General features: G+C 64.7%; 18 protein-coding genes. 12 read left to right on the plus strand and 6 right to left on the minus strand.

Going from position 1 to position 24,305, the window contains the following annotated elements:
• Positions 1-78 precede the first annotated feature (78 nt).
• Together U0O11_RS01875 and U0O11_RS01880 are read left to right on the plus strand one after the other, a co-directional pair.
• The gene (locus U0O11_RS01875) at positions 79-1,818 is read left to right on the plus strand and encodes a sensor histidine kinase (protein WP_324691334.1); all 1,740 of its coding nucleotides are present in this window, start codon (positions 79-81) and stop codon (positions 1,816-1,818) included.
• A gap of 65 nt (positions 1,819-1,883) precedes the next feature.
• Positions 1,884-2,621, plus strand: coding sequence for a response regulator (locus tag U0O11_RS01880; protein ID WP_175089931.1), 738 nt, complete (start codon positions 1,884-1,886; stop codon positions 2,619-2,621).
• A 14-nt stretch (positions 2,622-2,635) separates the two neighbouring features.
• Here the strand turns inward: U0O11_RS01880 and mnmC are convergent, their stop codons facing one another.
• The 3 genes from mnmC to U0O11_RS01895 all read right to left on the minus strand — a co-directional run bounded on the left by mnmC (position 2,636) and on the right by U0O11_RS01895 (position 5,985).
• A complete protein-coding gene (gene mnmC / locus U0O11_RS01885; RefSeq protein WP_324691339.1) occupies positions 2,636-4,963 on the minus strand; it encodes an FAD-dependent 5-carboxymethylaminomethyl-2-thiouridine(34) oxidoreductase MnmC in 2,328 nt (775 codons plus the stop codon).
• Between the two features lie 141 nt (positions 4,964-5,104).
• Positions 5,105-5,404 carry a YciI family protein gene (locus U0O11_RS01890; protein ID WP_043333710.1) on the minus strand — a complete coding sequence of 100 codons (300 nt, stop codon included), beginning with the start codon at positions 5,402-5,404 and terminating at the stop codon, positions 5,105-5,107.
• Complete coding sequence (locus tag U0O11_RS01895; protein ID WP_043333711.1) at positions 5,404-5,985, minus strand: septation protein A; 582 nt, start codon at positions 5,983-5,985, stop codon at positions 5,404-5,406. Before U0O11_RS01895 ends, U0O11_RS01890 begins: the two co-directional genes overlap by 1 nt.
• A gap of 368 nt (positions 5,986-6,353) precedes the next feature.
• Between U0O11_RS01895 and U0O11_RS01900 the strand changes: the two genes are divergently transcribed.
• Both U0O11_RS01900 and U0O11_RS01905 read left to right on the plus strand, forming a co-directional pair.
• Positions 6,354-7,214: a PHP domain-containing protein gene (locus U0O11_RS01900; protein ID WP_131432877.1), complete on the plus strand. Its 861-nt coding sequence runs from the start codon at positions 6,354-6,356 to the stop codon at positions 7,212-7,214.
• 65 nt (positions 7,215-7,279) lie between these two features.
• Positions 7,280-7,903: an L-threonylcarbamoyladenylate synthase gene (locus tag U0O11_RS01905; RefSeq protein WP_324691343.1), complete on the plus strand. Its 624-nt coding sequence runs from the start codon at positions 7,280-7,282 to the stop codon at positions 7,901-7,903.
• Between the two features lie 127 nt (positions 7,904-8,030).
• Here U0O11_RS01905 and U0O11_RS01910 read toward each other — a convergent pair whose 3' ends face one another.
• Both U0O11_RS01910 and U0O11_RS01915 read right to left on the minus strand, forming a co-directional pair.
• Positions 8,031-9,092 carry an ion transporter gene (locus U0O11_RS01910; protein ID WP_324691346.1) on the minus strand — a complete coding sequence of 354 codons (1,062 nt, stop codon included), beginning with the start codon at positions 9,090-9,092 and terminating at the stop codon, positions 8,031-8,033.
• Positions 9,093-9,243: 151 nt separating this feature from the next.
• Positions 9,244-10,254, minus strand: a complete 1,011-nt coding sequence (locus U0O11_RS01915; RefSeq protein ID WP_324691348.1) for a CYTH domain-containing protein — start codon at positions 10,252-10,254, stop codon at positions 9,244-9,246.
• A 475-nt stretch (positions 10,255-10,729) separates the two neighbouring features.
• Between U0O11_RS01915 and U0O11_RS01920 the strand changes: the two genes are divergently transcribed.
• The 6 genes from U0O11_RS01920 to glrR all read left to right on the plus strand — a co-directional run bounded on the left by U0O11_RS01920 (position 10,730) and on the right by glrR (position 18,930).
• On the plus strand, positions 10,730-11,410 hold the full coding sequence (locus U0O11_RS01920; RefSeq protein WP_043333713.1) for a TIGR00153 family protein: 681 nt from the start codon (positions 10,730-10,732) through the stop codon (positions 11,408-11,410).
• 40 nt (positions 11,411-11,450) lie between these two features.
• Positions 11,451-12,734, plus strand: coding sequence for an inorganic phosphate transporter (locus U0O11_RS01925; RefSeq protein ID WP_043333714.1), 1,284 nt, complete (start codon positions 11,451-11,453; stop codon positions 12,732-12,734).
• Between the two features lie 181 nt (positions 12,735-12,915).
• On the plus strand, positions 12,916-14,226 hold the full coding sequence (gene argA / locus U0O11_RS01930) for an amino-acid N-acetyltransferase (protein WP_043333715.1): 1,311 nt from the start codon (positions 12,916-12,918) through the stop codon (positions 14,224-14,226).
• Between the two features lie 1,088 nt (positions 14,227-15,314).
• Positions 15,315-16,871 (plus strand): sensor histidine kinase, encoded by a 1,557-nt coding sequence (locus U0O11_RS01935; protein WP_054555310.1) that lies wholly within the window; start codon positions 15,315-15,317, stop codon positions 16,869-16,871.
• Positions 16,872-16,875: 4 nt separating this feature from the next.
• On the plus strand, positions 16,876-17,442 hold the full coding sequence (locus tag U0O11_RS01940) for a hypothetical protein (protein WP_052384557.1): 567 nt from the start codon (positions 16,876-16,878) through the stop codon (positions 17,440-17,442).
• A gap of 120 nt (positions 17,443-17,562) precedes the next feature.
• Positions 17,563-18,930, plus strand: a complete 1,368-nt coding sequence (gene glrR, locus U0O11_RS01945) for a two-component system response regulator GlrR (RefSeq protein ID WP_054555312.1) — start codon at positions 17,563-17,565, stop codon at positions 18,928-18,930.
• A gap of 267 nt (positions 18,931-19,197) precedes the next feature.
• On the opposite strand, the gene xseA is transcribed toward glrR, so the two are convergent.
• Positions 19,198-20,568, minus strand: coding sequence for an exodeoxyribonuclease VII large subunit (gene xseA, locus U0O11_RS01950; protein WP_324691355.1), 1,371 nt, complete (start codon positions 20,566-20,568; stop codon positions 19,198-19,200).
• A gap of 411 nt (positions 20,569-20,979) precedes the next feature.
• Here xseA and guaB point away from each other — a divergent pair, with 411 nt between their 5' ends.
• The gene (gene guaB / locus U0O11_RS01955) at positions 20,980-22,449 is read left to right on the plus strand and encodes an IMP dehydrogenase (RefSeq protein WP_131431234.1); all 1,470 of its coding nucleotides are present in this window, start codon (positions 20,980-20,982) and stop codon (positions 22,447-22,449) included.
• Positions 22,450-22,614: 165 nt separating this feature from the next.
• Positions 22,615-24,189: a glutamine-hydrolyzing GMP synthase gene (gene guaA / locus U0O11_RS01960; protein ID WP_131431235.1), complete on the plus strand. Its 1,575-nt coding sequence runs from the start codon at positions 22,615-22,617 to the stop codon at positions 24,187-24,189.
• Positions 24,190-24,305 lie beyond the last annotated feature (116 nt).

The following is a 24,305-nucleotide window of genomic DNA, read 5'->3' on the forward strand; positions in this document are numbered from 1 at the left end:
ATGAAAGCGCCGGCTACCGCTCGCCCATGCGCCGGGCCGAATGGCCATGCCACCAAGGGGGCACATGGCTTGTCCGGCGTGCTGCGACATTCTCAACCCGGGCTGAGCGCGCTGACCTCATTGCTCGCCGCCGGCATGGTGATCGTCAGCCTGCTGGTCGCGGCCTGGCTCTTCAGTGCCCAGCTGGAGCGGACCCAGCGCGAGATCCAGGGCCAGCGCATTGCCGCTCTTGCCCAGCGCATCGCGCGTCTGCCCGAGGTGCGTTCCGCCCTGAGCGAGTCCAGCGCGCCGCAGACTGCGCCTCCCGTCGCGAACAGCCGCCTGGCGGCACGCATCGAGCGACTGCGTCAGGAGAATGCCGTCGACTTCATCGTGGTGATGCGCCCGGATGGCTTGCGGCTCAGTCACCCGGACCCCGCACGCATCGGGCAGCCCTTCCAGGGTGGCGACGAACAGCGTGCGCTTGCCGGCGCCTCCTACCTCTCCGAATCCCGCGGCACGCTCGGCGAAAGCCTGCGCAGCTTCGTTCCGGTCATGGCGAATGCGTCCAAGAGCGGTGAGCGCGCCGTCGTCGGTGCGGTGGCCATCGGTATCACGCTGGACTCCCTGGGGCGGCGTCTGGCCGATGAGAAGCGCCAGCTGCTGCTCGGACTAGGTTTGTTGATGCTGTTCGGCACGCTGGGCGCACTGGGTCTGGCGCGCTATCTGCGCAGGCAGCTCAAGGGACTGGAGCCGGCGGCCATCGCGCGGCTGGTGGAGGAGCATCAGGCGGTGCTGGCCAGCCTGGAAGAGGGCATCATCGTGGTCGATCCCGAGGGGCGGATCACGCTGGTGAATGCCGCGGCGCGCGAGTTGCTGGGGGCCTTGCCGACGCTGGGAGAGCACCTTGATGGCTGGCTGCCCGACACCGGCATGCGTGAGTGCCTCGTCGCGCGCCAGCCGGTGAGCGAACAGGAAGAGACCCGCCTGCGTCAGGTGACTCACGGCGGGCGGCGATTGCTGGTGCGTTGCCAGCGGGTGCATGATGGCGAGCTGCTGATGGGCGGCGTGCTGGTACTGCGCGAGCACGACCGCATGCAGCGCCTCGCCGAGGAGCTGACCGGCGTCCGCCGTCAGGCGGAGTCACTGCGTGCCGCGCGCCATGAGTTCCGCAACCGGCTGCATGTGCTGTCGGGCCTGACGCAGATGCAGGACCTCGCCGGTCTGCGCGATTATCTGGCGTTGCTGGTGGAGCGGGAGTTGCCGGCGGATGCCGCGGCCGCCGAGCGCATCGCGGACCCTCTGCTGGCAGGTCTTCTGATCGGCAAGCACAGCGAGGCGCGCGAGCGTGGCATCACGCTGGCGGTCGAGCTGGAGATCGAATGCCATCATGGCCGCTGCGCTGAGTGGGGAATGCCACAGGACGAGGGTGCGCAGGCCGAGTTTCCGGTGCTGGAGCGTAGCCTGAGTCATGATCTGGTCAGCGTGATCGGCAATCTGCTCGACAATGCCTTCGAAGCGCTGGAGGAGATGAGCGCTGACGCTCACGCCCCGTCTGTGACCCTGGGGTTGATGCTGGAATCACTGGACCCGTCGGCAGAGGCGCAGTTGTCGATCAGCGTGGCGGACAACGGCCCCGGCCTGCCGACGGAGCTGAGGCAGACGGCACGCATGGCGGGGGTGAGCAGTCATGGAGAAGGCCGCGGGCTGGGCCTGTCGCTGGTGCAGGAGATCGTGACCGCGCGCGAGGGAGAATGGCACCTCTATGCGCCCTCGGGCGGCGGTACCCTGGTCGAGCTGACCCTGCCTTGCCGACTGCTGACTGGCGCGGCGCCCTGATAGGGGGCCGCGCATCACGGGATGGCGTTGCGGCCGGAACTTGCACAACGAAGGAGCCAGAGCGCATGCGTGTGCTGATAGTCGAAGACGACCCCATGGTCATGCGTCTCAATGTCGAATACCTCAGTCGCATCGACGGCATGCGCCTGGTGGCCCAGTGCGAGGATGTCGCGACGGCACTCGACGTGCTGGCGCAGGAAGCGGTGGACCTGGTGCTGCTGGATGTCTATCTGCGCAGTCGCAGCGGGCTGGAAGTGTTGCGATGGCTGAGGCGCCACGCCGCCCCCGATATCCAGGTGATCCTGATCACCGCTGCCAGTGAGGCGGACACGGTGCGCAGCGCACATGCGCTCGGGGTGTGCGATTACCTGGTCAAACCCTTCAGCTTCGCCCGTTTTCAGCAGGCGTTGGCACTGGCGCGTCGCGGGCGCCAGCAGCTGGAGAGCCTAGAGGGTGAAGTCAGCCAGCAACAACTGGACCAGCTCTTCGGCGTGCAAGGGCTGGTCAGCGGCGCTGCGGGCGCGGTACCCGAGGGGCGCCTGCCCAAGGGCGTGACGGCGGCATCTCTAGCCTTGGTGGCCAGTGCCATCCAGGCGCTGCCGCGCGAGGAAGGCAGCTTCACCAGTGAGGCGCTGCTGCCTGCCACCGGCATGTCGCGAGTGACCATCCGCAAGTACCTGCGCCATCTCGCGGCCTGCGGCATGCTCAGCGAGGCCTTCCACTACGGTCAGATCGGCCGGCCATCCTTCACCTATCAGGTCATCGACCGTCAGGCCCTGTCCAGACAGTGCCGTCAGGCCTGAGTGATACCGACCTCTCAGCGCCGCTGGACGATATCGCGGATCAGGCGGCGTCCCGGGTGCAGGTGCTCGGCCAGTTCGCGTTCCAGCGGCAGCGGCTCGCCGCACAGTTGCGAGGCGATCAGCTCAGCGCACAGCGGGGCGGTGGTGAAGCCGCGTGAGCCGTGTGCGGTGGAGAGCCACAGGCCGGGCAGATGGGCGCCGCTCGACTGCGGTACGCGCTTTTTCGCATCGAAGGCCATGGCGGCGTAATCCTCACGCCATTGCGCGGCGTCCGGCGCCGGGCCGGCCAGCGGGCTCTTGTCCGGGCTGGCGGCGCGCCAGGCGACACGTCCCTGCCAGTCATCGTCTTCCAGCCTGACGCCACGCGCCTGCTCCCAGGCGGCGACGAAGGCGGGCAGGGCACTGCGCAGCTCCGCGACATTGGCGGCGTGGTCCGCCTCGCGGACTGCCTCATCCTCATCGCGCGGGGCGAAGGTCGCGCCGAAGCTGAGGGTCACGCTGCCATCGGCGTGGCGCTGATAGGGCGAGACATAGCCACCGGCGCAGACCACGCTGTCGAGCGCTGGCAGGTGCGCGGCGTGTTCCGGCGCTACCGTGATCTCGCTGACCTGGCCGCGAATCGGCTGCAGCGGCAGGTGCGCGAGCGGCTCGGGCAGGTGAGTCTGCTCCCCCAGCGCGACGATCAGCTGATCGACTTCAATGCTGGTGCCGTCGCTGATCTGCAGCTGCCAGCGTGGCTCGCCGTTGCCAGTAGCCCCGCTTTCCTCGGCCTCCAGCGACTGAATGGCCTCGATGCGTGCCTGCAGGAAGCGGATGCCCGGGGTGGCGGCGAGGTGCTGACAGAGCGCGCTGGGGCGCACCCAGCCGGCGACCGGATAGAAGAGGCCGTCGAAGGTGATCTCGCTGCCGGCGATTCGACTGGCCTCGCTGGCGCTGACCGGCTTGAGCAGCGCCTCGGGCAGCGGGTGATTGTCGAGGAAGCGCTGCTGGCGCTTGCGCTCACGCTCGCTGGTGGCCAGCTGCAGCACGCCGCTGGCGGACCACAGGGACTGTTCGGGGTCGAGGCTTGCCAGCCAGCGCCGGCTGTACTGCAGCGCGGCCAGCTGGAAGCGACTGGCGGGATTGGTCTCGGCGGCCAGCTTGACGTAGAGCGCACCCTGGCGATTGCCGGAGGCACGCGCGCCGGGGGCTTCGGCATCGATCAGCGTGACCTTCACGCCGCGCCGCGCCAGCGCCTCGGCGCAGCTGGTGCCGGCGATACCGGCGCCGAGTACCGCGACATGCGTCTCGCGACTGACCGGCGCGGGCTGCGGGGGCTGAGTCCAGGGCTGCTCACGACGCAGCGGATGAAGGGCGCCACGCACCGCGTGCTCCTGTATGGGGGCATGGGTGGATGCGGGTGAGGCATCAAGCCCCATCAGTTCGGCGCGCGCGGCGGCGGTCGGTTCGTCCAGCTCGCCGCAGATCATCTCGCGCTTCATGCCGTGGCCGGGCACCTTGCGCCACACGAAGCCTGCCGCGCGCAGGCCACGCCGCACGAAGCCCGCGGCGGTGAAGGTGGCGAAGGTCGCCGTGGGACGCGAGACACCCGCCATGGCCGCGAACAGCTCGGGTGACCACATCTGCGGGTTCTTCGACGGCGAGAAGCCATCGAGGAACCAGGCATCCACGCCTCCTTCCAGGCGCGACATGCGCTCCACCGCATCGCCGAAGTGCAGGTCCAGGGTGATGCGCTCATCCAGCCACAGGCGGTGCACGCCGAGGACGGCAGCGGGCCATTGAGCGACCAGCGGCTTCGCCAGTGAGGCGAGGTCCGGCCAGGCGGACAGCGCCCGCTCGAGATCCGCGGCACGCATCGGGTGCTTTTCCACCGAGACGACATGCAGGCGCGCCTCGGCGGGCGCCGTTGCCAGAAAGCGCTGGGCGGCACACAGGATGTTGAGGCCGGTGCCGAAGCCGGTCTCGCCGATCACGAAGGGGCGCGCTTCCCGCCAGTCACGGAAGCGCTCGCTCAGCCGGTTGCTGTCGAGGAAGACGTGCACGGTCTCGGCGCGGCCATCGTGGATCGAGAAGTACACATCGCCGTAATCGGTGGCCTGTGGCGCGGTGTCGTCCCACTTGAGCTGCGCCTCCTCCAATGCCGCCAGTGGTGCCAGTGGCACGTTCGGCACTACGCCGGGCGCCGTGACCGGCTCGATCGCGCTCGGTGGCGTCGTGGCAGGCTTGCGTGCCGCGGTGGCCGAGGCTTCCTGCGCCGAAGCCTGGCGGGCTGACGAGGCGGCCTGATCAGGAGCTGACTGGCCGGGGGCGGGCTGGCGGGGGGCGGAAGGGTGATCGTTCACGGGCATTCCTGGCAGGAGGTCGAGCGGGAGAGCAGCACAGCGAGACAGCGGCAGAGCAAGGTCTGCAACGCAGACGACGGACAGCCAGGCTGTCCGTCGTCTGTGAGAAACCGCCGGTCAGGTGACCGGTCGGGCGCCGGGCTAGGGCAGGGTCTGCTTGAAGGGCTTCACTTCGGCGCTTTCATAGACACCGGCGATGACGAAGGGATCGGCATCGGCCCACTTCTGGGCGTCTTCGAGGGAATCGAACTCGGCGATGATGACGCTGCCGCTGAAGCCGGCTTCGCCCGGTGCTTCGCTGTCGATGGCCGGGTTGGGGCCGGCGATGACCAGACGACCGGCGGCATGCAGCGCCTCCAGACGTGCCAGATGCGGCGGACGCGCCGCCATGCGGGCTTCGAGGCTACCTTCGACGTCCTGACAGACAATGGAGTAGAGCATCACGAATCATCCTTTTGAGAATTGGTCGAGGAAGCGTTCTCTTCCTGAGGGGCCTGCACCATGTGACGGGACAGGTAGACGCCCTGAACGATGACGAACAGCAGTGTCAGACCGAGCATGCCGAACAGCTTGAAATCGACCCAGATGTCTTCCGAATAGTGACTGAAGACGTAGATGTTGAGGCCGCCCATGGCGAGGAAGAATACCACCCAGGCCAGGTTGAGGCGGTGCCAGATGGGGCGTGGCAGCTGAATCGCCTTTTCCATCATGCGCTCCACCAGCGGCTTGCCGCCGAACAGCGGCGACAGCAGGAAGGCGACGGCGAACAGCCAGTTGACCACGGTGGGCTTCCACTGGATGAAGGAGCTGTTGCCGAACAGCACGGTCGCGCCACCCAGCACGACGACCAGCGCCAGGGTGACCAGCTGCATCTTCTCGACGCGCTTGTGGCGCCAGTAGATGTACAGCACCTGCGCGAGGGTCGCGGGAATCAACACGGCGGTAGCCATGATCATGTCGCCAGTCATCTTGTAGACGGCGAAGAAGATCACGATCGGCAGAAAGTCGAGCAACATCTTCATGGGTAATGCGCACTCCTGAACACGACGACGCAGCCGTCGGGAAGGCAAGGGCCTGTGCGAGTGGTATCCTGTCTGACACCAGCGGCGCACCCCTGCCTGCATGTGCTCATTCTGCCGCCATTGCTGCCTGCTGACAAAGCCCCTGTGTGTCCGGGCGCGCATCGCAGCCAATACTGCCCGACGTCTGGCCCGCTGGATCGCCTGCATCTCAGGCATCGCGTGGCACAGACGTTCATCCCGAGAGGTTCCCCGTGTCCGACGTCCTGTCCGACTCTTCGCCGATTTCCGCATCCCGCAAGCCGATCGAGTTTCGCCCGCTGCCGGAGCGCTTCGATTCCGATATCGAGGTGCCGGACATCGACCTGCACATGCATTCCACCGCCTCCGATGGCGGCATGGCACCGACAGAGCTGGTGGCGCTGGCCGCGCGGCGCGGTCTGTCACGCATGTCACTGACCGATCACGACAGCATGGAAGGCATCTTCGAGGCCCAGCAGGCCGCCCGCGCCGAGGGAATCTCGTTGCTGCCCGGCTGTGAGCTGTCGGTCCGCTGGCGCAACCAGACCATCCACATCGTGGCGTTGATGCCCGAGGGCGCCGGCGATGCGCTGAGTGCCGGTCTCAAGCAGCAGCACGAGGCGCGTGAACGCCGCAGCCACGAGATCGCCACGCGCATGGAAAAGCTCGGGCTCGAGAATGCCTTCGAGCGCGCCCGGGAACAGGCTACGCTGAGTGGCTCAGGCGACCGCCCGCTGTCACGACCGGATTTCGCCCGCGCGCTGGTCGAGGCCGGGATTGCACGCAATCTGCAGGACGCCTTCAAGCGGCATCTGGGCGCGGGTCAGAAAGGCGACGTCAAGGCGCACTGGCCGGAGATGGAAGAGGCGGTGGGCTGGGTGCGTGCCGATGGTGGCATCGCCGTGATGGCGCACCCGATGCGCTACAAGCTGACGCGCACCAAGCGTGGCGAGCTGCTGCGTGACTTCATTGCCGCCGGCGGCGAAGGCGCGGAGCTGGTCAGCGGCTTCCAGAATATCGATCGCGCGCGTGACCTGGCGCGTCAGCTGGATGAGCTGGGGCTCTATGCCTCCGTCGGCAGTGACTTCCACTTCCCTGGCGGCCCGCTGGCGCCCGGCAGCATGAGTCCGCCGCCCCGCACCAAGGTGCCGCCCGTGTGGTGTCATCCGCGCATTGCGCCCTTTTTTGCGGCCGACGCTGCCTCCATGTGATATCAAGAGATCACCGTGACGCCAGTCCGCCTGCCGGGCTGGTGCCCAGACGCAAGGAGCACCGCATGGGACAGTTCTTCCAGATTCATCCCGAAAATCCCCAGAAACGCCTCATCGATCAGGCCGTCACCATCATCCAGCAGGGTGGCGTGATTGCCTATCCGACCGACTCCGGCTACGCGCTGGGTTGTCATCTGGGCGAGAAGAAGGCCATCGAGCGCATCAAGCGCCTGCGTCAGCTGGACGACAAGCACAACTTTACCCTGGTGTGTTCTGACCTCTCGGAAATCGGCACCTACGCCAAGGTCGACAACGCCATCTTCCGCCTGCTCAAGAGTCACACGCCGGGCGCCTACACCTTCATCCTGCAGGCGACTTCCGAAGTGCCGCGCCTGCTGCTGCACCCCAAGCGTCGCTCCATCGGCGTGCGCGTGCCAGACCACGCCATCACCCACGCCCTGCTGGAAACCCATCGCGAACCGCTGATGAGCGTGACGCTGATTCCGCCGGGTGAGGAGCTGCCGATGACAGACGCCGAAGAGATTCGCGAGCGCTTCGGACACGCGCTGGATCTGGTCATCGACGGTGGCGCCTGCAGCTTCGAGACCACCAGTGTGGTGGACCTGCGCGAGCTGCCGCCGGTGATCGTGCGCGAAGGGCGCGGCGATATCTCGAGCTTCACGGAGTGATCGTGACAGCGTAGCGCTTCACGGCGCTGACATCGCCTTGCCATACGAAGACGCCCCCGGACCTTGCGGTCGCGGGGGCGTTGTCATTTCCGAGGAGTTGTCGTGTGCTGAGTGATTCTCGGCTTCGTCAACTGCGGTCGCGGTCAGGGGAGTCGTCGCCTGGGGAGGCGGTCTCATCCCCCGATGGCGTCTCTGCGTCAGGCGCGGATTCGGGCTCCGGCTCTGTCTCAGGTTCAGGCTCCGGTTCCGGTTCAGGCTCAGGTTCCGGCTCGCGCGGGTCGCGGGTGTCCTCGTCCAGCCAGGTGCCGCAGAACTTGCAGTACTTGGCGTTGCGATCATGGCCTTCACGACCACAGCCCGGGCAGGCTTCGTCGCTGGTCTGCTGCATGCGCAGGCCGTTGAGGACCTCGGCCGAGAACACCCCGGTGGGCACGGCGAGAATCGAGTAGCCGAGAATCATCATCAGCGCCGAGATGAACTGCCCCAGCGGCGTGATGGGCGCGATGTCGCCATAGCCCACCGTCGTCAGCGTCACCACGCCCCAGTAGAGCGCCTTGGGGATGGAGGTGAAGCCGGCCTCGGGCGGCTCGATCAGATAGATCAGAGCGCCGAACACCGTGACGATGCTGAGCACGGTGATGAAGAACAGCAGGATCTTGCGCCGACTGCGCGTCATGGCCTCGACCAGCATGCGGCCCTCGCCGACGAAGGCCATCAGGCGCAACACGCGGAACAGGCGCAGCACACGCAGTACGCGCACCACCAGCAGGGCCTGGGCGCCCGGAATCAGCAGCGACAGCCAGGTGGGGGCGATCGACAGCAGGTCGAGCACGCCGTAGAAGCCCTTGGCCCAGGTGCCGGGATGCTTCAGGCAGTAGAGGCGGACGGCGTATTCCAGCGTGAAGATGATCGTGAAGCCCCACTCCATGATGCGGAACAGCTCGCCGTATTGCGCATTCAGCGAGGGCACGCTGTCGAGCATCACCACGGCGACACTGGCGAAGATCATCAGGATCAGGCCGATATCGAAGGCCTTGGCCGCCTTGGTGTCGGATTCGAAGATCCAGTGGAACAGCCGCGCGCGCAGGCGGCCCGTCGCGGGCTCGTAGTCACTGGGGTGCGAGGGTGTCGCTGGGGGGCTTTGCGGCGTGCTGCCATATTCATTGGCAGGGCCCTGGCGTTCAGGCATGCAGGCTTCCTTGACGGGCGTGACGACGCCGGATGAATGTCAGGGCGTATCGGGGATGTCTCAGTGTGTGACCTTCAATGACTGCCCGGCCGTTGTCCATCAGCCAGTGGTCTAGCGCCTGGCGGCTGGGCAGTCAGTGTCGTTTTGAGGTTCAGCCGCGCAGCGTCGCGAGCAGTGACAGGCTGTGCTGGCCGAAGTCGCGAGTCGCCCAGTCCTGTGAGGCGTCGCCGTCGCTGCTTTCCAGCGCCTCGACCAGCGCCACTGCGTGGATATGGCCGGGATGCTGGCAGGCGGCCAGTCGTGATGCGAGGGCCGACAGGGCGGCCAGCGCATGCGCGTGCCACTTGAGGTCGTCTTTCGCCTGGCGGTCGGCGTGGGCATCGAGCGCATCGATGGCGGCGGACAGCAGCGCGCCGGGGTCAGCGGTATCCAGAGTTTTCTCATGCCATTCGCCATCCCGCAGCGCCGCACCGCGCTTGGCCTTGCTGGCATCCGCCGGGCGCAGTGCCAGGCGGCTGGCCAGTGAATCCGCCAGCTGCCAGAGCACGCCTTCTCTCACCTCGGGGGCGAGTTCTTCGCCGCCGGTCAGCTCGAGCTCGATCTCCTGGATGGCCACTTCGCGACCACTGGCCTTCACCGCGCCCAGGTCCAGCGCCATCTCGACGCCGACGGTGACCTGCTCGTCGCTCACATTCTCGTCGCTGCGTGTCGCCTTGACGTCGATCTGCCAGGCATGGCGCTCGAAATCGGTGCTGAAGCTGGGCGCGAGTGCACTCAGCAGCTGCTCGCGGGCGCCGCCTTCCAGCGCCTGCAAGGGCGGCAGATCACGCAGGCCGTCGAGGTCGAGGCCGGTCTGGCCCTCGGGCAGCTCCCACTCCCATTCGCCGCGAGAATGCAGTCCGCCATGGCTCTCGCCGCTGGTCTTGAGCGTCTGGCGCAGGGCACCCGTGCTGTCGGCATCCTCACCGCTCTGGCGCAGCCGCAGCGCCATGCGCGCGCGCTCCAGCGCATGCTCGGGGGTGTCGAAGTAGGTGTTGGCCAGCCAGCGCCGCCTGGGGGCGACCGTTGCCAGTTCTGCAATGCTCGCCAGTGTCTCCAGAATGGCATCGCGATCAATGACGGGTTGAGACAGTGCCAGTTTGAGTTCGATTTCCTGCGCCATGATGGGCACTCCCTGTACGGATGAAAGAAGACAGATGCTGACGGATGAGTGTGACAGCAGCGCCAGGACCGCAGAGCCTCCGGCAAGCGTGGTGCATGGTGGTGAAGGCTCATGTGTCTCATGCTCGCGCCTGGCCCGCGGCAAGGCAAGCGCGGGGAGGGCGGAAGGGCATGCGGGATATCGGTCTGTCGGCCGAATCACACTTATATGACAGCATGATGACATTGAAGTGACAGCAATTGCCTGTCGTCACGTCCTTGGTTATATTACGAACAGTGGATAAAGCCAGCGACCACGGGTCCTGCCGCTACATGACAATCTCTCTTCTGGAATCCTTCGTGTTCCCCCGAACTGCCGCTGTTGTTGCGTAAATGACAACAGCAAGGCGGTATCATGACGTTACGATGAAAGTTATGTGATCGTCACAAAGGCTTTGCTACACTCCGCGCGTCAATCCTTAACGCCGACGGCCACTATGGTAACGACCAACCCTTTCTCTTCGATGTTCGGGCGCTCGCCTTTCAAGGCGCTGCACACCCACATCATCAAGACCGACGAGTGCGCCCAGCACTTGCTGACCTTCTTCGACGCCTGCGAGCAGGGTGATTGGGAGCAGGCAGCCAGCATTCGCAAGACCATCAGCGGGCTGGAGCGTGAAGCGGACGAGTTGAAGACGCAGCTGCGTCTCAACCTGCCCAACTCGCTGTTCCTGCCGGTCTCGCGCTCCGACCTTCTCGAGCTGATCCATGTCCAGGATTCCATCGCGAATGTCACCAAGGACATCGCCGGGATCATGCTGGGTCGTCATATGCAGATACCCACCGCACTGGTGCCCGCCATGCGTGAGTATCTCAAGACTGCGGTCGAATCGGTCTGCCAGGCGCGTCGTGCGTTGGGTGAACTGGAAGACCTCGTCGAGTCCGGTTTCGGGCGCAACATGAGCGAGCTGGTCGACAAGCTGATCAACGAGCTGCATGAGCTCGAGAAGCAGTCCGACGAACAGCAGATCGCCATCCGCCAGACCCTGTTCTCGCTGGAAGCCAGTCTCCCGCCCGTCGATGTGATCTTCCTCTACAAGATCATCGATTGGGTCGGCGATGTGGCTGACCAAGCGGAAAAGGTCGGTACCCGACTGCAGATCCTGATGGCGCGCTGAGCGCCATCAGGACGTCCTGCCATCTGTCCAAGAGTCTTCTATGTCCATCATTGCTCAATACGGCGATGTGCTCGTCATTCTTGCCTGTCTGTTCGGTTTCTTCATGGCATGGGGTGTGGGTGCGAATGACGTCGCCAATGCCATGGGAACCTCGGTAGGTTCCAAGGCGATCACCATCAAGCAGGCGATCATCATCGCCGTGATCTTCGAATTCCTCGGTGCCTGGCTTGCCGGTGGTGAGGTGACTGACACCATCCGCAAGGGCATCATCGACCCGTCACTGCTGATCGAGAATCCGCAGTTCCTGGTCTACGGCATGCTGGCCTCGCTGCTGGCCGCCGGTATCTGGCTGCTGATCGCTTCCATGAAGGGCTGGCCGGTCTCGACCACCCACTCCATCGTCGGCGCCATCGTCGGCTTCTCCGCTGCGGGTCTGGGTGTGGATGCCGTCGAATGGACCAAGGTCGGTCAGATCGCGGCCTCCTGGCTGGTCTCGCCGCTGCTGGCGGGCTCCATCGCCTTCGTGCTGTTCAAGTCCGTGCAGACGCTGATCTTCGACAACGAAGACCCGTTCGCGGCCGCCAAGCGCTACGTGCCGATGTACATGTTCCTGGTCGGCTTCATCATCTCGATGGTGACCATGGTCAAGGGCCTCAAGCATGTCGGCCTGCACCTGAGCTTCGAATCCAGCCTGCTGCTGGCCGTCGTCATCGGCGCCATCGTGATGGGTATCGGCGTGCTGATGGAGCGCAAGGTCGCGCGTTCACGCCTCAAGGAGAAGAATCGCGCCACCGGTGACGACTTCGACTTCAGCGGCGTCGAGAAGGTATTCGGCCTGCTGATGATGTTCACCGCCTGTGCGATGGCCTTCGCCCACGGCTCCAACGACGTGGCCAATGCGGTCGGTCCGCTGGCGGCCATCATCAGCGTCGTCGACTCTGCCGGTCAGATCGGCGCCAAGGCGAGCATGCCGTGGTGGGTCCTCGTGCTGGGTGGCGGCGGTATCGTCGTCGGCCTGGTCACCTATGGTCGTCGCGTCATTGCCACTGTCGGCACCGGCATTACCGAGCTGACGCCGTCACGCGGCTTCGCGGCCACGCTGGCCGCCGCCTCGACCGTCGTGCTGGCCTCCGGCACCGGCCTGCCGATCTCCACCACCCACACCCTCGTCGGTGCGGTGCTGGGGGTGGGCCTGGCACGCGGCATGGCAGCGCTCAACCTGCGTGTCATCGGCACCATCGTGATGTCCTGGCTGATCACTCTGCCGGCCGGTGCGATCCTGTCGATCCTGTTCTTCTTCATGTTCAAGGGCATGTTCGGCTAAGCCGACGCATGATCCAGAGCTGAATTGGTAAAACGAGAAAGGCGACCTTCGGGTCGCCTTTCTCGTGTCTGACACATGGATGTCAGGGGCACCGCTCGCCGTGCAGGCTGCGGCGCTGATATGATGATTCATGGGCATGCCTGACATGCCATTTTCCCTCTCTCCTGCCCGGAGCTGGCTCTTGAACACGCGTTTCCCCTTCGCGGACTGGTTTCGCAACTCCTCTCCCTATATCAATGCCCATCGTGGCCGTACCTTCGTCATTCTGATCGAGGGCGATGCCCTGTCCTCGTCACGACGAACGCAGTTGATACAGGATCTGGCGTTGCTGCATACCCTCGGCGTGAAGCTGGTGGTGGTGTTCGGGGTGCGCCCGCAGGTGGCCGAGGCGTTGCAGGCTGCCGGTATCGAGGCGGACCGCCATCAGGGCCGCTGGGTGGTGACGCGCGAGATTCTCGGCCATCTGGAGCAGCAGGTCGCCACGCTGCGTCTGCGCCTTGAGGCGAGTCTGTCCCAGGGGCTGCCCAATACGCCGCTGCATGGCGTGGAGCTCTCCGCCGTCTCCGGCAATCTGGTGATGGCCAAGCCGCTGGGTGTGCGTCATGGCGTCGACTTCCTGCATGGTGGCGAGGTGCGCCGCGTGCGCAGTGAGGCGATCCAGGGGCTGCTCTCGCAGCAGGCCATCGTCGTGCTGCCGCCGCTGGGCTATTCCAGCACCGGCGAGGTGTTCGATCTGGACGCCGCTGAGGTCGCCGAACACGCCGCCGTGGCGCTGGCCGCTGACAAGCTGATCCTGCTTGGTGAGGGGGAGGGCCTGTTCGGCGAAGACGGCGAGCTGCTGCGTCAGCTCAATCCGGAGGAAGCCGCACTGATGGCGCCGCCCCGCGATGACGACAGTGAGCTGTCGCGCCATCTGGCTGCTGCCTGTGGCGCCGCACGGCGCGGCGTCGGGCGCACTCACCTGTTGAGCTGGCGCGACCGGGACGCCCTGCTGGGCGAGCTGTTCACCCGTGACGGCATCGGCACCATGATCACGCGTCAGGGCTATGAGCAGCTGCGCAAGGCGCGGCTCGAGGATGTCGGTGGCCTGCTGGCGCTGCTGGGGCCGCTGGAGCAGCGTGGCATCCTGGTGGCCCGCTCGCGGGAGCGTCTCGAACACGAGATCGACGACTATGTGGTGCTGGAGCGCGATGGCATGGTCATCGGGTGTGCGGCGCTGCACCTCAGCCGTGACGCCGCCATGGGCGAGCTGGCGTGCGTGGCCGTGCATGATGACTATCGCCGCGGACAGCGCGGCGAGCAGCTGCTGGCCGAGATCGAGCTGCGCGCGCGTCGCGCTGGCGTCGAGCGTCTGTATGCGCTGACGACCCATACCGTCCACTGGTTCATCGAGCACGGTTTCGTGTCGGCCGGCCTGCAAGACCTGCCGCCCATGCGTCGCGAGGCCTACAACTCGGCGCGTAACTCCAAGGTATTGCTCAAGTCGCTCTAGTCACACCTCACTTGCCTGCCAGTGTGAATCGCTCAGAGAACACCCGCTGATGACCCCCTGAATGAGGGCAGATCAGCGGGTGTTCTTGCGTAGGTGTCGCAGTTTTCCCCCACCCCTTGCGGGATTGTCTTGCAAAGGAGACGTTTCAAGATATTGATTCAGAAGGGAAAAATAGCATGCCCCGTATATGTGTTGGCAAATTGCGACGAATTGGCCAGTAAAACACGACTCTGTGTGCCGCCCTGGGCAACATTGGCATGCCTGTCGTCGCGACCCTCATTTCAAGTCATTGTTTTGTAATATGTTTTCGCGTTTATGGCACGCCTTTGGCAATAGGTACCGTGAGCAAGAGATATGAGGTGCATCACCGGCCCTTTCTCTGGCCTTCCAGCGATGACGGTACTCACTACCCTGTGCGCTCCGTGATCGCTGACAGGCCAAGCGTCTGCTCCACGCGATGTGTGACTTCAGGTTGCGATGAGACAGGTACGGCCCCTGGTGGGCATGGACAGTATCTTGAGGGCAAGGACGCCCGGGCAAGGATGCCCGAAACCGATGCGGTAGCTGGAGAGATTGGCTGCCGTCATCCCCGAATTGACGATCGAGGCGGACAAGTCGGCAAGCCATCCGACTCGATCACCCACATTGCGATGTGTTGCCCCCTGCTTCACATCCGATAGGGAGCGCGGACGCTGTCCGGCGTGAACGTCAACTGACCTGGAACGACCACCAGGTGACGTTCTTTTCTCCCGGGACTGACAGGCAGACCACCTGTCAGACCCGCCAATCACGTGGTGCCTCTGGTCTCCAGGTACCAGAGGCACCACGTGATGACTGACCCTTCAGTTCCCTGCGTACTTGGGGCCGGCTATGCCGGCCCTCTTTTTTTGTGCGTCTAGCGCTGAATGGCCAACAATTTCATGCGAAACGTTGCCAATGGGGCGGTTTGTCTCGTGGCGGCGTAATGATTTGAATAAGAGTCATATTTATTAACGAACTGGCAACCGCGATGGACGCTGGTGAACTCTGGTATTCTAGGAAGACGTGATTCGATGATGACCACCCCTTTCTTGCATAGAGTTCTTTCCATGGCCTCCACAGTGTCACGACGCTGGCGTCCCCGCTCGCTGCCGCAGCTGGTTCTGATGGCATTTCTGGTGGTGATGCTGCCGATTGCCGTGCTCATGTTTCAAGCAGGGCAGGCGCTGTCGGAGTTGTCGGAACTGGCGGATGTCAGTGCCCGCCAGGCCGTCGACCAGACCCGCCGCGCCCGCACGCTGACCAATCTCGCCGTCGAGATGGAGCGTAGCGCCCGCCAGTACGCCGTGCTGGAAAATCCTGATCTGATGAAGATCTACGCCGACAAGGCCAACAGCTTCCGCACCTTGCTGGATGAGCAGGCGCGCCTGTTGGGCGAGGGGGACCCCCGCGTCAGTGAGTTGAAGGCGACGCTGTCACAGCTCGAGCGCATGCCCGAGATGAGCGTCGACCAGGTCAGTCGCCATCTGGAAGACTTCGGGCCTTTCTCGATCCAGGCCAGCGGCCTGCTCAACTCCACGCGTGAACTCGTCGATGCGCGTATCGAAGGCATCCGCGCCCGCGCCTCCCAGGTCAAGAATCAGCTGTGGTGGCAGACCGCCGCGCTGGTCTCCATCAGTCTGCTGTTGATGCTGTTCTTCACCTGGCTGATCATCCGTCCCATCCGGCAGCTGGAGCGCCGCATCAATGGCCTGGGTAGCGGTACCGACAGCGAGCGACCCATCGTCATCAAGGGGCCGGCGGAGCTGGTGCAGCTGGGCGAGCGTCTCAACTGGCTGTCGACGCGTCTGGATGAGCTCGAGGAGCAGAAGCAGCAGTTCCTGCGTCACATGTCGCATGAGCTCAAGACCCCGCTGGCCAGCATCCGCGAAGGCACCGGCCTGCTGATCGACGAGGTCGCCGGGCCGCTGAGTCCGCACCAGACCGAGATTCTTGGCCTGCTGGATGACTCCAGCAAGGAATTGCAGAAGCTGATCGAGCAACTCCTCGACTACAATCTGCTGCAGCACAATCAGGGCCTCGAACAGAGTCGCTTCGATGTGCATGAAGTGTTCAAGGAAGTGCTGGCAAAACATCGCCTGGCACTGGAAAAGAAGGGCATGCGCGTGCATCTTCCGCCTGCCAGCCTCAGTTGGGAGGCGGACAGGCCGCGTACCGGGCGGATTCTCGACAACCTGATCTCCAATGCCATCGCCTACGGCGAAGACAGCGGTGACCTGTGGTTGAGAGCCCGCAAGGAGCGTCGCAAGCTGATCATCGAAGTCGCCAACAGCGGTGAACCCATCGCCGCCCAGGACCGTGACCACCTGTTCAAGCCCTTCTATCAGGGCGCGGTGAAGCGCAAGGGCCCGCTCAAGGGCTCCGGCATCGGTCTCTCGGTCGCCGCTGACAGCGCCCGCGCCCAATTTGGTCAATTGGCGCTGGTGGATGACCCCAAGGCGGATGTCTGCTTCCGGCTGACATTGCCGACACCGAGTCGCTCGCTGACGTCAGGGGAAGGCAGCGAGCATGAACCGCAGGCAGACAGGGATGCCGCCGGAGCGGATCAGCAGTCCACACCACATGAAATGGCGTCATTGAACGCCATCAAGCACGCAAGGAACTGAAGTGATGAAGGGTCAACGACTACTGATGCGCCTGGCTGCAGGCGTGTTGCTCAGTACGCTTAGCGCCTGTGGCGCCCTGACCAATATCACCATGCCGGGCAGCGAGCCGGAAGTGGTCAGCCCGAGTGTGCGGGAGAGCTGCTACGGCGCCGGCGACCTGCCGGACTTCACCGGCGAGGACTGCCTGCTGGATGAGTGGGTCGCCTTCGCGCTGCAGGCCCAGCGTGGCAACAGCGGCTGGCGTGAAAGCACCCTGTTGCAGCTGGAAGGCAACCGCCACGACCGTCGCCTCGCGCGTGCCATCGTGCTCAGCTGGGGCGATGAATCGGACTGGGAGCTGGCCTCCGACCTCTACAAGGCGGACCTGCCCACTGCCCCGAGCCGCCTGCAGCCGCTGCTTCGTCAGTGGCTCAATGGCCTCGAGGAGCGTCGCGGTCTGATCGCCGAGCGTGACAAGAATGACGGTGCCCGTCGCAAGCTCAGCGCCGAGAACGCCCAGCTGACCAAGAAGCTGGAAGCCTTGACGGCCATCGAAGAATCGATCAATTCGCGCCGCCAGAGCACGCCCTGAGCCATCAGCGGCAGACTCTGGCCACGACCCTGTCACTCAATCCCCGCGATTGCATGACGCAAGACTGTGCGGCCCCGACGTCGATGTCCCAGGCCCTCGGGTGTCGCAAGGAGAGTTAGTGTGAAATACGCACAAGCGCATATTCTGCTCGTCGATGATGATGCGAGCCTGCTCAAGCTGCTCGGCATGCGTCTCGAAAGCCGTGGCTTCAAGGTCACGACGGCCAGCAGTGGCCGCGAGGCGCTCAGCCGTCTCGAAGCCGCACGTCCAGACCTGGTCCTGTCCGACCTGCGCATGGATGAAATGGATGGCATGGCCCTGTTCGGTGAGCTGCAGAAGCGTCAGCCGGGCATGCCCGTCATCCTGCTGACCGCACACGGCTCCATCCCTGATGCCGTCAGTGCCACCCGTCAGGGCGTGTTCAGCTTCCTGACCAAGCCGGTCGACAAGGACGAGCTGTTCGCCGCCATCGATGAGGCGCTGGCCCAGGCGCCGCCCGTAAAAGAGGGTGACGATGCCTGGCGCGCTGGCATCATCACTCGCTCCCCGCAGATGGAGCAGATTCTCGAGCAGGCGCGCATGGTGGCGGCATCCGATGTCAGCGTGCTGGTCACCGGCCCGTCCGGTTCGGGCAAGGAGCTGATGGCCAAGGCCATCCACAACGCCAGCCCGCGCGCCTCGCGCCCCTTCGTCGCCATCAACTGTGGCGCGCTGCCGGAGCAGCTGCTGGAAAGCGAGCTGTTCGGTCACGCAAAGGGCTCGTTCACTGGCGCGGTCAGTGCCCACCAGGGCCTGTTCCAGGCGGCGGACGGTGGCACCCTGTTCCTCGATGAGATCGGCGACATGCCGCTGGCGCTGCAGGTCAAGCTGCTGCGGGCACTGCAGGAGCGTCAGATCCGCCCGCTGGGCTCCACCACCTCGGTGCCCATCGACGTGCGCATCATCTCCGCCACGCACCGCAATCTCGACAAGGCGATGCATGACGGCGATTTCCGCGAAGACCTCTACTACCGCCTCAACGTGGTCAATCTGAAGCTGCCCGCCCTGCGCGAGCGCGCCGAGGATGTGCCGCTGCTGGCCAAGTACCTGATCAGCCAGGCGGCCGCGCGCCACAAGCCGTTCGTGAAGGGCTTCTCGCCGGAAGCGCTCAACCTGCTGGCCTCCAGTGCCTGGCCGGGCAACGTGCGTCAGCTGGTCAACGTGGTCGAGCAGTGTGTCGCCCTGACCAGCTCCTCGATGATTCCGGAAGCGCTAGTCTCCCAGGCGCTGGCCGCGGAAGAGAACGCCTTGCCGTCCTTCTCCGAGGCGCGTGCCGGTTTCGAGCGCAGCTACCTGATCAAGGTGCTGAAGATCACCGAAGGCAACGTGACCCAGGCGGCGCGTATCGCCGGACGTAACCGCACCGATTTCTACAAGCTGCTGGGACGTCATGATCTGGAGCCGGGCGTGTTCAAGCCGGGCGCCGAGCAGGGTCCGCCTGACTTCTAGGTTTATCGCGTCCGAAGCCACGCGAAAGGCGTAAGGTCAAAAGCGGCCCGGTGCTGCGCGAAGGGCGTAAGGTCAAAAGCGGCCCGGCGCCACGCGAAAGGCATAAGGTCAAAAGCGGCCACAGGTCCTTGCAAGCTCACGCGCGTAAAGCGTGAGATCACAAGCGGCTGGGTGTGTCGGACGTGAAGCGCCCATGAAAAAGCCCCGTTACCTGTTCAGGTAGCGGGGCTTTTTCGGTTTGGTAGCGCGACAGTGCCGATCAGAGGATCAGGGGCGCGGCTTGTAGCGACGTTTGACCTCGACGGCGAGGCGGCCTTCGCCGAGGCGGATCGAGAGCATCTCGCCGGGCTGGGTCTGGTGGGCGGCGCGAATCACCTTGCTGTCGCCGGGTGACTGCGTCTGGCTGGTGCCGACGCGTTCGACGATGGCGTAGCCACGGTTGAGCACATTGAGCGGGCTGACTGCATTCAGCGCGCGCATCGCGCCTTCCAGACGTTCACGATCAGCGGCCAGACGGCGTGGCAGGGCGTTGTTGAGGCGCGGGGTCAGCATCGCCAGTTGCTGACGATGGCGCTGGATATCGCGCGCGGGACTGGCCTGCTGCAGGCGGCGGATCAGCTGGTCGGTCTTCTGCTGCTCACTGGTCATGCGCATGCGCACTGCGGTGTGCAGGCGGCGTTCCAGCTCACGGGCACGCTGGCGCTGGGTTTCCAGCTCACGGGCCGGATGACGCAGGCGCGAGCGGGCATGATCCAGCCGCTGCGCCGCCTGGTCGAGGCGGGCACGCTGCGCGCGCCACAGACGCTGCTTGAGGGCGGTCAGTTGCTGCACCTGGGCGCGTTGGTCCGGGTACAGTGCCTCGGCGGCGGCGGAGGGAGTCGGCGCGCGCAGGTCGGCGGCCAGCTCCGCCAGGGTGGTATCGGTCTCGTGACCGATGGCGGCCACCACCGGCAGGCGCGAGTGGAAGATGGCGCGCGCCAGATGCTGGTCATTGAAGGCCCACAGGTCTTCCAGGCTGCCGCCGCCACGTGTGATCAGCAGCGCATCACAGTCGCTGTCGCGATTGGCCATCGCCACCGCGCGAATCAGCTGCGGCACCGCCTGCGGCCCCTGCACGGCGACTGGCAACACGCTCAGATGCGCCTGCGGCCAACGCTTGCGCGTCACCGCGATCACATCCTGCAGCGCAGCGCCGGTCGCGGAGGTGATCACGCCCAGATGGCGCGGCGGATGGGGCAGGGCGCGCTGATTGGCGAACACGCCCTCGGCCGCCAGTTGCTCCCTCAGGCGTGCCAGTCGCGCCAGCCACTCCCCCAGCCCCGCCTGCTGCAACGCCTCGACGATCAGCTGATAGTCGCCACGCGCCTCGAACAGCGACACCTTGGCGCGCACCCGCACCCGATCACCGTCCCTGGGCTTCTCGCGCAGAAACTGGGCGCGGCTCTTGAACAGCGCACAGCGCACCTGGGCGTTGTCATCCTTGAGCGTGAAGTAGCAGTGGCCGGAGCGCGGCTGCGAAAAGCCCGAGATCTCCCCCTCGATCCAGAGCTCCCCCAGGCCTCGCTCCAGCAGGCCCTTGGCCTCGCGGTTGAGCTGGGTCACGCTGATGGCGTTGGCGGCAGACGAGGTTTCGAACACGCGACATTCCTTGTGCTGGAGCTGACGGGGAGCTTGAGTGAGGGCGACTATTGAAGCTTGTGAAGAGAACAAGGCAATGATGCCACAGGCGAGAAGCGAGAGACGATCCAAAGCGTCCCATGCGCTGCGCTGGCCAGCGCCCCAGCGAGGCTCGGCTCTGGCAAGGTGACTCACCGTCCGCCAGCCCGCAGGCCGCGCCATCCGTGGCTTTAGTTGACCAGATGGTTAGTGTCGCCGGGACGTGAAGTTGCGAGTTTGATAGCCTGCGACGTTTGTCTCGGGCGGGGCGAATGGGTTATCATGGGTGATTACCTCGCAGCAACCGCTAGAACCGTAGTCATGGCGCCTGTCCATCGGGCCCTGCACTGCGGCTTTCGCGCATCCCTCATAAACTGCTACTGGGCGTTCGACATGCTACGTATAGCGCAAGAAGCTCTGACGTTTGATGACGTTCTTCTCGTCCCCGGCTACTCCGAGGTCCTCCCCAAGGACGTCAGCCTGAGATCACGTCTCACACGCGACATCAGCGTCAATATCCCGCTTATCTCCTCTGCGATGGATACCGTCACCGAAGCTCGCCTGGCCATCGCCATGGCGCAGGAAGGTGGTGTCGGCATCATCCACAAGAGCATGAGCATCGCCCAGCAGGCCGCGGAAGTCCGCAAGGTCAAGAAGCACGAAAGCGTCATCGTGCGTGACCCGGTCACTGTCAGCCCGAAGGCCAAGATCCAGGATCTGCTGGCAATGTCCGAGGAGCATGGCTACTCCGGCTTCCCGGTGGTCGAGGGTGAATACCTGGTCGGCATCGTGACCGGTCGCGACATGCGCTTCCAGCCTGACTTCAGCGATACCGTCGCCGGCATCATGACCGGCCGCGAGAAGCTGGTCACCGTGCTGGAAGGCACGCCGCTGGACCAGATCAAGGCCAAGCTGCAGGAAAGCCGCATCGAGAAGATGCCGATCGTCGATGACGAATTCCGCCTGCGCGGCCTCGTCACCGTTCGCGACATCGAGAAGGTCAAGACCTACCCGAACGCGGCAAAGGACAGCAACGGCAGCCTGCTGGTCGGCGCCGCCGTCGGCACCGGCCCGGAAACCCCGGACCGCGTCGCTGCACTGGCCGAAGCCGGCGTTGACGTCATCGTCGTCGACACCGCTCACGGTCACTCCAAGGGCGTGATCGACCGCGTCGCCTGGGTCAAGGAGCACCACCCGAAGATTCAGGTCATCGGTGGCAACATCGCGACCGCTGAAGCCGCCATCGCCCTGGCAGAAGCCGGCGCAGACGGCGTCAAGGTCGGCATCGGTCCGGGTTCCATCTGCACCACGCGTATCGTCGCCGGTGTCGGTGTGCCGCAGATGAGCGCCGTCGCCAACGTCGCGGCCGCCATGGCCAAGTACGACGTGCCGGTCATCGCCGATGGCGGTATCCGCTTCTCCGGTGACATCGCCAAGGCCATCGCCGCAGGCGCCAGCATCGTCATGATCGGCGGCCTGCTCGCCGGGACGGAAGAAGCGCCGGGCGAAGTCGAGCTGTTCCAGGGTCGTACCTACAAGGCGTATCGCGGCATGGGTTCCATGGGCGCCATGTCCCAGACCCAGGGTTCCAGCGACCGTTACTTCCAGGACAAGAATGCCGGCGTCGAGAAGCTGGTACCGGAAGGCATCGAAGGCCGCGTGCCCTACAAGGGCATGATGAGCGCCATCGTGCACCAGCTGATGGGCGGCCTGCGTGCCTCCATGGGCTACACCGGTAGCCAGACCATCGAAGAGATGCGCACCGTGCCGCAATTCGTGCAGATCACCGGTGCCGGCTTCGCCGAATCCCACGTCCACGACGTGCAGATCACCAAGGAAGCGCCCAACTATCGGCGCGACTGATACATAGCGAAGCGCGACGCAAAGCGGGAGCCCAACACGGGTTCCCGCTTTGCTTGGGTCGAACGAACTTTCGGTATCGGCTACCCTCGACGCCAGATTGTTTCGGCCCTGCGCTCCCTCGCAGCTCCGAAGCGGGTCTCACGACTCCCCAATGAGAGACTGAAGATGCAAGACATCCATTCCCACAAGATCCTGATCCTCGATTTCGGTTCCCAGTACACACAGCTGATCGCGCGTCGCGTGCGTGAGCTGGGCGTGTTCTCCGAGGTGCGTGCCTTCGACATCACCGAAGAAGAGATCCGCGAGTACAACCCCAACGGCATCATCCTGGCCGGTGGCCCGGAATCCGTCACCGAGCTGGACTCGCCGCGTGCACCTGAGTGCGTGTTCGAGATGGGTCTGCCGGTGTTCGGCATCTGTTACGGCATGCAGACCATGGCCGAGCAGCTCGGCGGCAAGGTCGAAGGCTCCAACGTGCGCGAATTCGGCTATGCCCAGATTCGTGTCGACGGTGAGTCCGCGCTGTTCAAGGACATCAAGGACCACTTGGACGATGAAGGCCGCCCGCTGCTCGACGTCTGGATGAGCCACGGTGACAAGGTCGCGCAAGTCCCGGAGACCTTCACCGTCACCGCCTCCACTCCGAGCTGCCCGATCGCCGCCATGGCGTGGGAAGAGAAGCAGTTCTACGGCGTGCAGTTCCACCCGGAAGTCACCCACACCCTGCAGGGCCAGCGCATCCTCGAGCACTTCGTGATCGAGATCTGCCAGTCCGAGCGTCTGTGGACTCCGGCCAAGATCATCGAAGACCTCACGGATCGCGTTCGCGCTCAGGTCGGTGACCGCAAGGTGCTGCTCGGCCTGTCCGGCGGCGTCGACTCCTCCGTGGTCGCGGCGCTGCTGCACAAGGCCATCGGTGACCAGCTGACCTGCGTCTTCGTCGACAACGGCCTGCTGCGCAAGAAGGAAGGCGACCAGGTCATGGAAACCTTCTCTCGCCACATGGGCGTGAAGGTCATCCGTGTTGACGCCGAAGACCTCTTCCTTGGCAAGCTGGCTGGCGTCAGCGACCCGGAAGCCAAGCGCAAGGCCATCGGCAACACCTTCATCGAAGTGTTCGATGCCGAAGCCGCCAAGCTCAAGGATGTCGACTTCCTCGCCCAGGGCACCATCTACCCGGACGTGATCGAATCCGCTGCCAGCAAGACCGGCAAGTCCCACGTCATCAAGTCCCACCACAATGTCGGCGGCCTGCCGGACGACATGAAGATGGAACTGGTCGAGCCGCTGCGCGAACTGTTCAAGGACGAAGTCCGCAAGGTCGGCCTCGAACTCGGCCTTCCCTACGACATGGTCTACCGTCACCCCTTCCCGGGGCCGGGTCTGGGCGTGCGTATCCTCGGTGAAGTGAAGAAGGAATACGCAGATATCCTGCGTGAAGCCGACGCCATCTTCATCGAAGAACTGCACAACTTCGACTGGTACCACAAGACCAGCCAGGCGTTCGCCGTCTTCCTGCCGGTCAAGTCCGTCGGCGTCGTCGGCGATGGCCGTCGTTACGAGTGGGTCATCGCCATTCGTGCCGTCGAGACCGTCGACTTCATGACTGCCCGCTGGGCGCACCTGCCGTATGAGCTGCTGGAGAAGGTCTCCAACCGCATCATCAACGAGCTGGAGCACGTCTCGCGCGTCACCTATGACGTCAGCAGCAAGCCGCCGGCCACCATCGAGTGGGAATGATCGCCTGACGATCACCCCCCTCGCTGAGCTGAGGCAGCGTTCTGTCTTGACGGTCTCTTGAACTGATCGAGACGAGAACGCAGCAAGCAAAAAGCCCTTCTGGCCAATGGTCGGGA

This window comes from Cobetia sp. D5 (genome assembly GCF_035666195.1).
Classification (GTDB): Bacteria; Pseudomonadota; Gammaproteobacteria; order Pseudomonadales; family Halomonadaceae; genus Cobetia; species Cobetia amphilecti.

Coding starts and splice junctions, on each gene's coding strand:
- U0O11_RS01935 (WP_054555310.1), top strand. CDS start 15,315: ATGGCCTCCACAGTGTCACGACGCTGGCGTCCCCGCTCGCTGCCGCAG.
- U0O11_RS01895 (WP_043333711.1), bottom strand. CDS start 5,985: ATGAAGATGTTGCTCGACTTTCTGCCGATCGTGATCTTCTTCGCCGTC.
- U0O11_RS01925 (WP_043333714.1), top strand. CDS start 11,451: ATGTCCATCATTGCTCAATACGGCGATGTGCTCGTCATTCTTGCCTGT.
- U0O11_RS01920 (WP_043333713.1), top strand. CDS start 10,730: ATGGTAACGACCAACCCTTTCTCTTCGATGTTCGGGCGCTCGCCTTTC.
- guaA (WP_131431235.1), top strand. CDS start 22,615: ATGCAAGACATCCATTCCCACAAGATCCTGATCCTCGATTTCGGTTCC.
- U0O11_RS01910 (WP_324691346.1), bottom strand. CDS start 9,092: ATGCCTGAACGCCAGGGCCCTGCCAATGAATATGGCAGCACGCCGCAA.
- U0O11_RS01900 (WP_131432877.1), top strand. CDS start 6,354: ATGCATTCCACCGCCTCCGATGGCGGCATGGCACCGACAGAGCTGGTG.
- U0O11_RS01880 (WP_175089931.1), top strand. CDS start 1,884: ATGCGTGTGCTGATAGTCGAAGACGACCCCATGGTCATGCGTCTCAAT.
- U0O11_RS01940 (WP_052384557.1), top strand. CDS start 16,876: ATGAAGGGTCAACGACTACTGATGCGCCTGGCTGCAGGCGTGTTGCTC.
- U0O11_RS01905 (WP_324691343.1), top strand. CDS start 7,280: ATGGGACAGTTCTTCCAGATTCATCCCGAAAATCCCCAGAAACGCCTC.
- U0O11_RS01890 (WP_043333710.1), bottom strand. CDS start 5,404: ATGCTCTACTCCATTGTCTGTCAGGACGTCGAAGGTAGCCTCGAAGCC.
- U0O11_RS01915 (WP_324691348.1), bottom strand. CDS start 10,254: ATGGCGCAGGAAATCGAACTCAAACTGGCACTGTCTCAACCCGTCATT.
- guaB (WP_131431234.1), top strand. CDS start 20,980: ATGCTACGTATAGCGCAAGAAGCTCTGACGTTTGATGACGTTCTTCTC.